This is a genomic window from Micromonospora sp. R311 (assembly GCF_056780015.1).
Genome location: NZ_JBSWCE010000045.1, coordinates 25,723 through 37,928 on the forward strand (window position 1 = coordinate 25,723; position 12,206 = coordinate 37,928).

14 protein-coding genes and 1 pseudogene are annotated in these 12,206 nt (G+C 72.0%); 13 read left to right on the plus strand and 2 right to left on the minus strand.

Translation table 11 applies throughout. The features are described 5' to 3' along the window. Positions 1-5: 5 nt before the first annotated feature. From AC1WTP_RS29695 to AC1WTP_RS29740, 10 genes and pseudogenes are all read left to right on the plus strand, one after another. Positions 6-1,604 (plus strand): vWA domain-containing protein, encoded by a 1,599-nt coding sequence (locus tag AC1WTP_RS29695; protein ID WP_481652551.1) that lies wholly within the window; start codon positions 6-8, stop codon positions 1,602-1,604. 224 nt (positions 1,605-1,828) lie between these two features. Next, complete coding sequence (locus tag AC1WTP_RS29700) at positions 1,829-3,010, plus strand: Rossmann-fold NAD(P)-binding domain-containing protein (protein ID WP_481652552.1); 1,182 nt, start codon at positions 1,829-1,831, stop codon at positions 3,008-3,010. Positions 3,011-3,110: 100 nt separating this feature from the next. Next, on the plus strand, positions 3,111-4,103 hold the full coding sequence (locus AC1WTP_RS29705) for a DUF4192 domain-containing protein (protein WP_481652553.1): 993 nt from the start codon (positions 3,111-3,113) through the stop codon (positions 4,101-4,103). A 136-nt stretch (positions 4,104-4,239) separates the two neighbouring features. Continuing rightward, positions 4,240-4,674: a DUF3085 domain-containing protein gene (locus AC1WTP_RS29710; RefSeq protein WP_481652554.1), complete on the plus strand. Its 435-nt coding sequence runs from the start codon at positions 4,240-4,242 to the stop codon at positions 4,672-4,674. Between the two features lie 75 nt (positions 4,675-4,749). Then, complete coding sequence (locus AC1WTP_RS29715; RefSeq protein WP_481652555.1) at positions 4,750-5,268, plus strand: hypothetical protein; 519 nt, start codon at positions 4,750-4,752, stop codon at positions 5,266-5,268. Positions 5,269-5,320: 52 nt separating this feature from the next. After that, positions 5,321-6,169, plus strand: coding sequence for a hypothetical protein (locus AC1WTP_RS29720; protein WP_481652556.1), 849 nt, complete (start codon positions 5,321-5,323; stop codon positions 6,167-6,169). Positions 6,170-6,291: 122 nt separating this feature from the next. Further along, positions 6,292-6,588 (plus strand): hypothetical protein, encoded by a 297-nt coding sequence (locus AC1WTP_RS29725; RefSeq protein WP_481652557.1) that lies wholly within the window; start codon positions 6,292-6,294, stop codon positions 6,586-6,588. 75 nt (positions 6,589-6,663) lie between these two features. Further along, on the plus strand, positions 6,664-7,260 hold the full coding sequence (locus tag AC1WTP_RS29730) for a hypothetical protein (protein ID WP_481652558.1): 597 nt from the start codon (positions 6,664-6,666) through the stop codon (positions 7,258-7,260). Positions 7,261-7,668: 408 nt separating this feature from the next. Next, on the plus strand, positions 7,669-8,046 hold the full coding sequence (locus AC1WTP_RS29735; RefSeq protein ID WP_481652559.1) for a hypothetical protein: 378 nt from the start codon (positions 7,669-7,671) through the stop codon (positions 8,044-8,046). Between the two features lie 171 nt (positions 8,047-8,217). Further along, a pseudogene (locus tag AC1WTP_RS29740) lies at positions 8,218-8,388 on the plus strand (hypothetical protein); the annotation flags it as partial. On the opposite strand, the gene AC1WTP_RS29745 reads toward AC1WTP_RS29740, so the two are convergent. Further along, positions 8,336-9,721, minus strand: coding sequence for an IS110 family RNA-guided transposase (locus tag AC1WTP_RS29745; protein ID WP_481652560.1), 1,386 nt, complete (start codon positions 9,719-9,721; stop codon positions 8,336-8,338). The pseudogene AC1WTP_RS29740 and the gene AC1WTP_RS29745 overlap by 53 nt on opposite strands. Before the next feature lie 90 nt (positions 9,722-9,811). On the opposite strand from AC1WTP_RS29745, the gene AC1WTP_RS29750 reads away from it, so the two are divergent. Both AC1WTP_RS29750 and AC1WTP_RS29755 read left to right on the plus strand, forming a co-directional pair. Then, positions 9,812-10,174 (plus strand): metalloregulator ArsR/SmtB family transcription factor, encoded by a 363-nt coding sequence (locus AC1WTP_RS29750; RefSeq protein WP_481652561.1) that lies wholly within the window; start codon positions 9,812-9,814, stop codon positions 10,172-10,174. Continuing rightward, positions 10,171-10,674: an SRPBCC family protein gene (locus tag AC1WTP_RS29755; protein WP_481652562.1), complete on the plus strand. Its 504-nt coding sequence runs from the start codon at positions 10,171-10,173 to the stop codon at positions 10,672-10,674. The genes AC1WTP_RS29750 and AC1WTP_RS29755 overlap by 4 nt, the downstream gene beginning before the upstream one ends. A 385-nt stretch (positions 10,675-11,059) precedes the next feature. Here AC1WTP_RS29755 and AC1WTP_RS29760 read toward each other — a convergent pair whose 3' ends face one another. Further along, entirely contained in the window at positions 11,060-11,617 is a 558-nt protein-coding gene (locus tag AC1WTP_RS29760) for a hypothetical protein (RefSeq protein ID WP_481652563.1), read from the minus strand. 91 nt (positions 11,618-11,708) lie between these two features. Between AC1WTP_RS29760 and AC1WTP_RS29765 the strand changes: the two genes are divergently transcribed. Next, positions 11,709-12,101 (plus strand): PPOX class F420-dependent oxidoreductase, encoded by a 393-nt coding sequence (locus AC1WTP_RS29765; protein ID WP_481652564.1) that lies wholly within the window; start codon positions 11,709-11,711, stop codon positions 12,099-12,101. Positions 12,102-12,206: the final 105 nt, after the last annotated feature.

Here is a 12,206-nt window from a genome sequence, read left to right on the forward strand (position 1 = left end):
AACTGATGCCTCATCCCCACAGCCACCTGCAGCACGGCCCGGCCGCGCCCGCCGCGTACGACCCGGACTGGCGGGAATGGAGCGACGCCTGGACCCGGCACGTCCCGGTCCTGACCGGCCGCACCGACCTGACCGTCGCCGTCGCCCCCGGCGCCGGCGGCGGCGCACCGGCCTGCTTCTACCCCGACGCGCGCCGCATCGAGGTCGACGCCACCCACATCGGCGCCCCCGATGTCGCCAACCCCCGCCGCGCCGGCCACAAGAAGCTGGTTCCCACCGCGTATGGGCTGCTCGTGCACGAAGCCGCGCACGCCGCCCACAGCCAGTGGACCGCACCGCCTGGCACTCCACCGGTCGTCGCCCACGTCGCAGACCTTCTGGAGGAGTCCCGCGCCGAGAACCGGCAGCGCGGCAGACGGCGCGGCGACCGCCGGTGGCTGCGCCACACCGTCACCACCCTCCTCGACCCCACTGACGCTCCTGTCGACGACGCGTGGCACGCCGCGCACCTCGCCGGGCTCCTCCTGGCCCGGGTCGATGCCCGGATCATCACCGCCAAGGACATCAAGGGCGTTCGCGCCGCCGTCACCGGTGTCCTCGGCCGCAAGCGGCTCCTGCAGCTACGCGATGTGTGGCGACAGGCGCACCTGGCCGAGGACACCGATGCCGAGCAGATGGTCGACCTCGCGTGGCGGTGGTGCCGCATCCTCGGCATCGACCCACACCGGCAGCCGCACCCGCCCGTGGCGGACGCAGGCGTGTTCGCCGGCATTCTCGCCCAGGCCCTCGCGGACTACCTCGCCCACACCGCCGGCCTGAGCCCGGCGCAGTACCGCGATCAGCAGATCACCGTCCGGCACTCGGCACCCACGACGTGGACCCGCCGCGACCCCACCGACGCCGAACGCGCCGCCGCCCGCACCCTCGCCGCAAGGCTGCGCCGTGCCCGCACGCACCAGCCCGAACCCGCCGCCCGCCCCAGCACGGTCCCACCGGGCCGGCTGCGCACCCGCCACGCGATCACCGCCCAGGCGCAGATCGCCGCCGGCACCATGCCCACCGCCACGCCGTGGCAGCGCCGCCGCCAGCTTCCGCCGGCGAAGCCGACCCTGCACCTGGGCGTCATCGTCGACGCCTCTTTCTCGATGCACCCCTACGCCGCGCCCATGTCCTCGGCCGGGTGGGTCCTCGCCCACGCTGCCCTCAGTAATCAGGCCATCACGGCCACGATCGCCTTCGGCGGCGACGTCACCCTGCTCGTCGGACCCCGGCAACGCCCTACCCACGTGCTGGAACTTGCCGCCGACGGCGGCAGCACAGCGTTCACCGACGCGGTGAAACTCGCCGACGAGGTGCTGCAGCTGCGCCAGCCCGGCAGGTTGCGGATGCTCGCCGTCGTCTCCGACGGCGACCTGCCCGACATCGACCCCGCCCAGCGGCTCATCACCACCCTGCACCGCGCGGGTTGCCCGGTGCTGTGGCTGCGCCCCGCCGACCTCGACGGGCACACCTTCGCCGACACCACCACGCTGCTGGTGTCCGACCCGGTGCAGGCCATCGGCCACATCGCCGAGGCCGCCACCACCGCCCTCGAACAGGCCTGAACCAGCCGCCAGCCAGCCCCACCGCTGGCGTCTCCGCCGCCGCAGCGGCGACACCGACCCGCTCTGATCACCACTTCTCCGTCGCGGTGAGAGGCCCTGCTTCTCCCGCGCTTGTCCTGCTCGCACCGCCACTTGGCCGTCGCCCGGCCACCGCGCACCCCGCGCACACCCGGGCACGGCCGATGAGGCCGTTCCCGGGTTCCCACAGCTCGAAGGGAACCCCCGTGACCCACACCTGCCCTGTCCGCCCCGCCACCGGCGCGCCGGGCACAAGCCGCCAGCCGAGGATCGCCGTGGTCGGCGGCTCCCTCACCGGCCCCGTCGCCGCGCTCCTGCTACTTGACGCCGGCTTCGACAACGTCGCCGTCTACGAAGCCGCGCCCGCCACCGCCAACCTCGCCGGCGGCCTGATCGGTCTCGAACACGCCGCCCTGGACGTGCTGGACCGCCTCGGCATCGGCCAGGACGAGTTCGTCGCCCACGACTCGGAAACCATCTGGCAGATCCCCGTCCGCCACCGGCGCCCGGCCGCCGGGCTGCGGCGGGTCTACCCGGGCCGCAACACCACCTGGACCCTGCTGCACGCCGCCCTTGCCCGCCGCCTGCCCGCAGGGCTGCTGCACACCTCGCACCGCGCCACCGGCCTCGACGCCCCCGCCGGACAGCCTCGGCTGCACTTCAGCGACGGCCACACCGCCGGCTGTGACCTGGTGGTGTTCACCGACGGGCGGTCCTCGGCAGGCAGGCGGCTGCTCGACCCGGACCGGCGACTGCGCTACGCCGGCTACGTCGCCCACCGCGGCCACGCCCCCACACCGCACACGCCGCAGCGGGACTTCCTGCGCCTCGAACCCGGCCCCGGCTGCCAGTACAACGTCGCCCCGGTCCCCGACGGCCTGGACTGGACCCTCTACCTCAACGCCAGCCCCGCCGAATACACCGACCGATTCGGCGCCCCACCCAACCGCCGGGCGTTCGCCCTCCCACAGCACGTCAGCCCCGCCGCCCGCGCCCACGTCGACACCCACGCCCAGCGGCTCCTGCCGGCCGAGCACGCCGCCACCGTGCACGCCACCGACACCCGCATGGCCGTGCCCGTGATGGACATCGACCCACCCACCCGCATGGTCTGGCCCGTCGGACGCGGCCACGCCGTGCTGCTCGGCGACGCCCTCGCACCCGTACGCCCCCACACCGCCCGCGGCGCGAACAACGGCATCGAACAGGCAGCCGGCCTCGTCGCGGCCCTCACCCAACGCCGCCGCTACGACGCCGACCTCGACGCGGCCCTGCACGGCTGGCAACGCCGCCACCTGCCCACCGCCGTCGCCGCCGTCCACCGCGGCCCGGCCATCGGCGCCCGCCTCGGCCTCGGCGCCAGCACCCGTCACGACACCCGCAGCTGACCGGCCACACCTCGCCGACGCCCGCACTCATGCCACACATCCGCCGGCTCCGCGCCCCGATCCCGGGCTGCGGAGCCTCTTGTCACAAAGGAGTTGCCCCGTGCACGAAGACCACCAGACCCGGCTGTCGCTGGCCTCACCCGGCGACCTGCTCGCCGCCGTGCCCTACCTGCTCGGCTTCCACCCCGCCGACAGCCTCGTCATCGTCGGCCTCACCGGCAACCGAGTCACCGTGGCCGGCCGCGCCGACCTCCCCCAACCCGCCGACCGGAGCGAATGGACGGGCAATGCCGCAACCCGGTACCGGGCGATGCTGCGCAACGTTGACGCCACCGCCGCGATCCTCATCGGCTACGGACCCGCCACCACGGTCACCCCGGTCATCGACGCCCTCACCCGACACCTGCACGCCGCCGGCATCACCGTCCACGACGCGCTGCGGGTCACCGACGGCCGCTACCACTCCTACCTTTGCGCAGATCCGCGCTGCTGCCCGCCCGACGGAGTTCCCTTCGACCCCGCCTCCAGCGCCACCGCCGTGCACGCCGTCGTCGCCGGGCAGACCGCCCTGCCGGACCGGGCCGCCCTCGTCGCCAGCATCGCCCCCACCGCCGGCGCCGCCGTGGCCGCAGCCACCGCACGGGCACAGCAACGCCGCCTCACCGTCCGTGCCGCAGCCGGGCGGGCAGCGCTCATCCGCACCGGCCGCACCGCCGTCGACGACGCGCTCGCCCGCTACGCCGCCGACGCCGTGCTCACCGACGACGAGGCGGCCTGGCTGTCCGTCCTGCTGACTGAAGTCGCCGTCCGCGACATCGCCGGGCAGGCCACCGGCACCGAGCCCAGCCACCTCGCCCTGTGGACCGACCTGACCCGCCGCGTCGACCCCGCCCTGGCCGCCGCCCCCGCGAGCCTGCTCGCCTTCACCGCCTGGCGGCTGGGGCACGGCGCCCTCGCCTCCGTCGCCCTCGACCGGGCCTTCGCCGCCGACCCCCACTACCGCCTCGCCCACCTCATCGACCAAGCCCTGCGCCACGGCGTCCCACCCACCGCCCTCAACGACTGGCCCAGCACCGACAGCCCCACCCCGTAGCCACAGCCGCCGCGGCGGCCTGACCCGCGCCGCCACCCACCCGGCAGTGCGGCACCCGAAAACCCGCAGGACGCGCAGCACGGCCCGGCCGCCGGCCCGGTCCGCGGCGGCGCCCCAATACGACCAAGGAAACCCGATGGCACTGCACCTCTACTTCGACCTGGCAGACACGCTACGGCTCGCCGAACACGCCGTCACCAGCGCCTCGCACACACCGTCCTTCACCGAGCACACCGACGGCATCGCCTGTCCCGGCGCGCTGGTGTGGGTCCACGACCACGGCGTCTACCTCATGTCCAGCGGCCTGCCCCACCTCGACGACCCGCACCGCCCCGGTTCCAGCCTCGTCGTCTACGCCCACGGCTGGAACCCCGACACCCACGGCCACCGCCGGGACCCGGACCTGGGCGGAGACGACTTCGCCGAACACCTGCACCTCACCGAACAACCCAGCCCGCTGATCGATGCCATGCGCGCCGGCCACGGCCGCGGCTACCGGTGGCTGCACCTGACCGTCACCGCCGACACCTACCAGGTGCGCCTCGCCCACACCCGCGACCACCAGCACTGACAGCCCGCCCCGCACGCCGGCCCCGCCGACCCAAAGAACCGGGCGGCGGGCCGGCGTCCGCCCTTGGAGACCCGCATGTCCACACCCCACTCAAAACCGGAACCGGTGACCCTGGAGTCCGTTCTCCGCGACGCCTGGGACGCCTTCCACCCCGGCCAGCCCGCACCGCTGGGCTGGCTCACCCACACCACCACCCGCATCCACGACCACCTACGCGCCCAGCGCACCGCCCCGCCCACGCCGCCTCCGCCCGACGCAGAGCCAGCGGCGCGCCTGCGGCAGCGGGTGTGGCAGACGCTGCGCGAGGCAGCCAGCGAGCACCACATCGACGCCGACGCCGCCGACCGGATCCTGCACGCCCTGGACCTACCCGGACTGCCCCGCCACTGGCACGTCCGCCTCACCGTCCCCGTACTGATCGAGATCACCGCCACCAACCGGGAAGACGCCTTCGACGCCGCCGAGGACGCCCTCGACACCGCCCTCACCCGCACGGGCCGCGACAGCCACGCCGACTGGGACGCCGCCACCCGCGCCGACGCCACCCCCGGCGACCTCGACACCTCCGCCGACGAACCAGCCGACCTTCGATGACCCGCCACCGCCGACCCACCAAGCCAGCCACCGCCGTGAGGAAACCACTCCCGTGATCGAACATCCTGTCCGCACATACACCGGGCACACGATCACCGACGACGCGATCACCGCCGCCCAACGAAGCAGCGGCGCGGTGGCGGTGATCGCCGCGGCGATCACCGACGCCTGCCACGCCCTGGCCGGCACCGAGGCCGACCTCGCCCGCTGCGCCGACGCGATCGGCGCGCACCTCGACGAGGTCCACCGCGCCATGGCCGCCGGCCCCGGCGAACCGGCACCCACCCTCAACCCGCTCAGCGTGCTGCAGGCCCTCGGGCCGCGCCTGGACGCCCTGACCGCCCAGCGCGCCACCCAGATCAGCCACCTGCGGGCTCTGGCCCGCATCTGGCTGGCCCACCACACCCCAGCGTCCACCGCGGCCCGAACCGGCCAGGTTCGCCGCTACGCCGAACTCATCGTCGCCGCGATCGACGCCGACATCAGCGAGGGACTCGTGCCCGCAGGGGTCGGCTCGTTCGCCGACCTGCACCGCTACGTCGACGCCAACGACTACCTCATCGCCGCCGGCGTCCCCTACGACGGCACCCAGGACAGCACCGACCTCACCACCGCGGTGCAAGGCCTGGTCGTCGCCCGGCTACGCACCCCCGGACGCCCGTTCTGCACCCACGGCTCCTGCCGCTTTCCCGCGCACGACCACACCACCGCCTACGACCCCGGCGGGCAGGAGCCCGACCACGCCGCGCCGATGCAGTGCCGGCACTGCGGCCAGCCCGCCCACTACGACGCCCACCTCGAGGACTACCGGCACGACGACCCCGCCGCGCCAGACTGCTTCCTCATCCACCGCGACGACCCCGCCACCTCGATTGCCGCAGGTGGCGGGACGACGACTTGATCGAAACGGAAAGTCGAGCGTCACTGCACCCGGCCGCCGCCCTGGCGAACCCGACAGCGGCATCCCCACACCGCTGGCCCCGGCGGCGGCCACCCGACTCCGACCCCTGAAGGGAGAACCGGATGCCGCACCGCCGATCGATACCCGGCACCGTCACCGACGTCCTGCTGTGGCTGCTCGCCACCGACGTCGCCGCCGCCCACCAACCCCACCCCGACGCACGCGGACGCTGCGCCAACCTGCGCTGCACCGGCCAGACCTACCCATGCCCGCCCGCACGCGACGCCCACCGCGCCTGCCGGGCCGCGACCCGACCCGGACTGCTCGCCCGAGGGCGGGCACGCGTCACCGCCCCCACCTGCCGGTTCACCGGCTGGTTCCGGCCCACCCGGCCGCAGCCGACGGCCCGCGCCGCCTGACCCTGCCCGGAGCATCCCCTGCGACGCCCCGCCGGCCACGGCACAACCTCGAACCCCTACCCAGGAGAACCACACATGCCGGACACCGGATACCCCTTCGACACCACCAACCGCGCCTACCAGCGCTTCCTGACCCTTGCCAGCGACCACTTCGAGATGGTCGGCTGGGATGACGCCGAGACCGGACGACCCGCCATGATCACGCTGATCGACATCGGCAGCCGCGACGCGTTCAGCGTCGCCCTGCTCGACACCGTCGAAGACCGTCACCCCCACGCCCTGCTCGCCGTCACCACCACCGCCGCCCTGTCGGTGCACGGCCCCATCCCGGGCCGCGCCGCCGCCGCCGACTACGCCCCCCACCTGGCCCTGCACCACGCCGACGTCGCCGCCACCACACCCGCCGCCCTGCACCACCCCGACCAATCGGCGATCAGCCCTGACGAGTGGCTGACCATCCCTCCCGACATCGCGGCAACCGCCCGCGCCATCGCACCAGCCACGGCGAGCGCCGCCCTGGTCCTGCTCGACCGCGACCGCGCTCAACTCGCCGTCGTCGGCCCCTTCACCAGCGTCGACGACGCCCAGGCATGGCAGGCCGAAGCGGACGGCTGGCCGCCCGTCGACCGCCTCGTCGTCGACGTCCATCCGCCCGCTACGCACGACAGCTGACCCGCTCCACAAAAGGACGACACGCGGCATCCTGACCGCCCGCCCGCCGACATGCGACCGTGGGCGCCGACACCCGACCAGCACACCGGGAACCGGACTGCGAAGCACGGGGGCACGATCGCCGCTCGGGTGGCCCTCACCAGACCGTGGTCGACGACGACCGCGGGCTGACCCATCCGGCAGGACCGGCCCAGCCGACACCTCGGAGCGGCCGGCGCTGGCGGCATCACCGATCTACCGGCGGCCGCGCCCCTCACCGATCGCCCGCGAACGGCGGACGGTACGAGGCACCGGCTGAATCGAGCCCGCTACCGGCAACGGCCCGCCCACCGCGACACCTGAACCCCACACCGACCCACAGGGGACGTCGCCGTCGGCGGCGCCTCCTGCCGCCCGCAGGGAGACATCATGGAACCTGTACCCCACCTCAACTGCGACGACGAGCCCGCCGGCACCACCGACCTCAGCGTCGGCGACCCGGTCCTCGGCAAGTCGCGGCTGCTGTCACAGCAATGCGACACCTGCATCCTCGCCCCCGGCAATCGGATGCATCTCGCCCCCGGCCGGCTGCGCGACCTCGTCACCGAAGCCCGGAACCGGGAGTCGTTCATCGTCTGCCACGACACGCTCCCCGACTACAGGAACCCCGACGCCAAACCAGCGATCTGCCGCGGCTTCGCCGACCGCTACCGCACGCAGGCGCTGCAACTCATCGAACGCCTCTTCGGGTTCGTCGAGGTCGACCCGCCGCAGCCCTCCGGCCCCCACCCCACCGCAGGGAGCTGACACGTGGCCGGCACGCGCGACCTCATGCGCCGCCAGAACAAGATGATCGACCGGATCGGCTGGGCAGTCACCCTCGCCATCCCGCCCGCCGACGACCCCGACCAGGGCAGCGCGTACGCCTAACCGTCGGCCTCACCGCCCCACAACCACCCGGAACTGCTCACCGCCGGGCTGGACGGCCACGTCGCAGGCGCTGCGCACGACCCCGCCGGCCGCGTCTACGACAGGGCCGAGCGGTTCGGCCACGGCCAGCGTGTCAGCGACGTCATGGCCGACCACGACGCCGTCATCATCGACGGACCCGCCACCACCCACCCGTATCCGGGCACCGCCTGCGCCCGCTCACGCGACGAGCGGACGCGCAGGCAGCAGATCGTCTGGCCCGACCCGCGCGGCCGCTTCTGTCGGCGTACAGGTGAACGTGCCCAGGTAGGTACGACCGAACGTGCCCGACGTCGCGTATCGACAAGCGCCCCGGACCCGTCCTGACCAGCTTCGCGTCGGCCATCATCTGCCGGTAGACGATGTCGGACAGGCGCCGCTTCAGCGCCCGTAGGGCCTCCATCGGGGTCTTGCCCGCCGCCAGTCTGCGCCGGTAGTAGCGGCGCCCTTCGGTGTCACGGCGTAGCTGGACGATGGCCATGATGTGCAGCGCCCGGTTGATGCGCCGGTTCCCGGCCCTGGAGAGCCGGTGCCGGTTCTGGTCACCGGACGAGGCGTCGATCAGTGCGGTGCCGTTCCAGGAGGCGAAGTGGGCGCGGCTGGGGAACCGGGCGATGTCTGCGATGTCGCCGAGCAGGCGGGCCGCGCCGGACGGTCCGATGCCGGTCAAATTCATCAGCCGGCTGCCGGTGCTGTTGACCAGGTCGGTGAGTTCCTGCTTTGCGATTTTGATCTTCTTGTCGATGACGACGAGTTCGCCGATCAGCTCGGAGGCCAGCCGGCGGCGGGTCTTGCCGACCACGTCACGCGGGCGCACGGTGCCCAGCAGGGCGCGGGCCTGCTGGGCGGACAGGTCCTTCTTCGCGCCGCCGGGCACCAACTCGAGTAGCAGGTGGTGCAGCCGGGAGACCACTTCGGTGCGGGCCCGGCCGAGCTGGTCACGGCGGTCGACCAGCAGCCGTAACGCGACCGTGGTGTCGTCGGTGACGACCTGCCGCAGACCTTCGGTGCGCAGGGCGACCACAGCGACGCTGCGGGCATCGACCGGGTCGGTCTTGCGGCCCTGGCCGGTGGCGAACACGCGGGCCCGGGCGGACAGCTTCGCGGGAACGTCCACGACGGTTTCGCCGTCGGAGACCAGGCGTTGCGCGACATGCCGCCCGATGCCGTTGCAGCCCTCGACCGCCCACAGGCGGTCTTTGTGCTTGCGTCCGGCGGCGAGCATGGCCTGGTAGCCGTCGCGGTCGGTGCCGAACCGGCCCTGCCCGACCGTCTTCTCCCGGGCGTTGATGATTTCGATGGTGGCGGAACGCTTGTGCGGGTCCACGCCGATGATGACCTGAGCCATCCTGTCCTCCCTCGATCCGACGGTGTTCGTCGACGGGAGGGCAGCGCTACCTTGAGCCGGGCAGTCCCCTCTTGAGCCTCTCTCCGCCGCGGTGACCGGCGGGGCGCACGCCAGATGAGAGCCACACCAAACAGCGGTGGGCAGCCGCGATGAGAGCGACCCCACCGGTCACCTCGACCAAGCCTGGCCGGGCTGCGGTCGTACCACCAGTCAACAGGTAGCCGCGATCCGCGCGCAACGCAGCACGCTTTTACAGTGGACGACGTGGCGGCAGCGATCGCCGACCCGGTCCGGCGAGACATCCTCGTGATGCTGCGCGAGCAGAGACTCCCCGCAGGGCAGATCGCCGACCATTTCACGATCAGCCGACCCGCCGTCAGCCGACACCTGCGGGTACTGCGGGAAAGTGGCCTGGTCCGCGACACCCTCATCGGCCGCCAACGCGTCTACCAGCTCGACGCGACGCGGCTGGCCGACCTGATCGAGTGGCTCGACCAATTCGCCCTGACCGTCAGCTGGCAGCGTCGCCTCGACGCGCTAGAGACCGAGGTCTACCGCACCCGACGCGAACGCCACCGACATGACACGACAGATCAACGACAGGAGAACACCGCATGACCAACCAACCCAACGGCCGGCTCGCCCCGACCGCAAACGGCAACCAACTCGTCGTCAGCCGCACCTTCCGCGCACCCATCCAGGACGTATGGGCCAGCGTCACCGAACCCGACCGCACCGTCCGATGGTTCGGAGCATGGAAGGGCGACGCCGCCCCCGGCCGCATGATCAAAGTGCAGATGGGCTTCGAGGAGTCGGCACCGTGGCTCGACAAGCGGATCGACGTATGCGACCCACCCCGGCGACTCGTGCTGTCCAACGAGTCCGGCGACATGCGAATCGAGCTGCAGCTATCGCACACCGACGGGCTGACCGAGCTGCAGCTCGTGCACCACCTCGACCCCACCGACGACATCAGCGCTTACGGCCCCGGCTGGGAGTACTACCTGGACATGTTGGTGGCATCACGGGACAACCTGCCGACACCGACCTTCGACGACTACTACCCGGCGATGAAGCCCTACTATGAAGCGCTGCTCACGCAGACCGACCCCGCGTGACCTGGCAACGGCGCCGCGAACAGCAGGGCGATCTCCCGAGCCCTCCTGACTTCGAGTCGGTCGAGGCATGGGCCGGGGCCGGACCGGTCATTCGCGGACCGATGACGTCGACGCGGCATACGGTCGGCTGACTGCGACTGGCGTTCCTTCGATCCAGCCACCGCACGACACGGGCAACAACCGCAACGCCTTGCTGCGCGACCGACAGCAACCTCGTGGAGATCGTTGCCAAAAGATCGTAGGAACGAGCATCCGCTCATAGCCGATGTGCGAGCTTTTGCCCGACCGAAGCGCCGGAGGCTCGGACACAGCGCCTGTCTCACCCGATCGGGCCGTGGTTAGGGATGTGGGCGAAAGGGTGTTGTGGTCTACTCGCCGATAGCATTCACGCCGTCGGTTGGTGCCCGCCGTGGTCTGTTGCGCCGGGGTGTCGTTCGGCTGGCCAAGTGTTGCACCACAGGCATGACCAGCACAGGTTTGCGATGTTGTTAGAACCGTCGTTGAAGCGGGCGAGCCGGTGGCCGAGGGAGCCGATGCGTCGACCAACGAGCGCCCACGGTGCCGGCCGCCCGTCGGCGCCCGACGGCCGATGTTCGAGGGCGAGGGAGCCGCAGTGCTCGCAGCGCCCTTCAGCGGCCTGAAGAACGTTCCAGATGTCCGCGGCGGTGATCCTGCAGTCTGGTGGCCCGGACATGAGCCTCGTCCGGTTCGCTGCGCGTGCCTTCAGCCGACACCACGTCTGGCGTTCCTCTGCTGTGGTGTCCGTAAGGTACTGGGCCCAGGACGCGTAGACCAGGGCAGGTGGCGCTACCCCAGCACCGTCTTCGGGTTTGAGCGGCGCGGGATGCGCGCTCGCGAGCAGCTTCCGCGCCTGCTCGGGCGGCAGTTGCGTCGCGAAGCGCACCAACTCATCAAGGGTCGAGGCCTCGCGTATGGGCTCCATGATGACGATTCTGCGCGTCCTCCCGGGCCGGCGGCTTCGTGTATGCGGGCCTGTCGACCAGGCGGCGCTGGGTGCGGCGTAGTGTCGGATCGTGGATCTACCCGAGGACCTGGTCGACCTGCTCCATGGGCCCAGCATCTGCTTCATCACGACACTCATGCCGGATGGGTCACCTCAGATCAGCGAGACCTGGGTGGACACCGACGGCAAGCACATCGTCATCAACACCGTTCAGGGTTTTCAGAAGGTGCGCAACGTCGTACGTGACCCGCGCGTCGCGGTAGCGATCGCCGACCCGGAGGACCCGAGTCGCTACATCGCGGTACGGGGCCGGGTCCTCGACCTGACCGAGCACGGCGCCGTCGAGCACATCGACCGCCTGTCCCAGAAGTACCTCGGCCGCCCCTATCCGTGGTTCGGTGGCCGTGATCAGACTCGCGTGATTATGACGATTGAGGCGGAGAAGATCAGTTCTCCGGGTTGACCGTCCGGGACAGCGCTCCGCGGGGTACGACCATCGTCTTGCCAATGCATGTGGCGCACTCAACTGCCGCCGAGCGAGCGCGCTCGGCGCGGTTCAGGTCGCGTC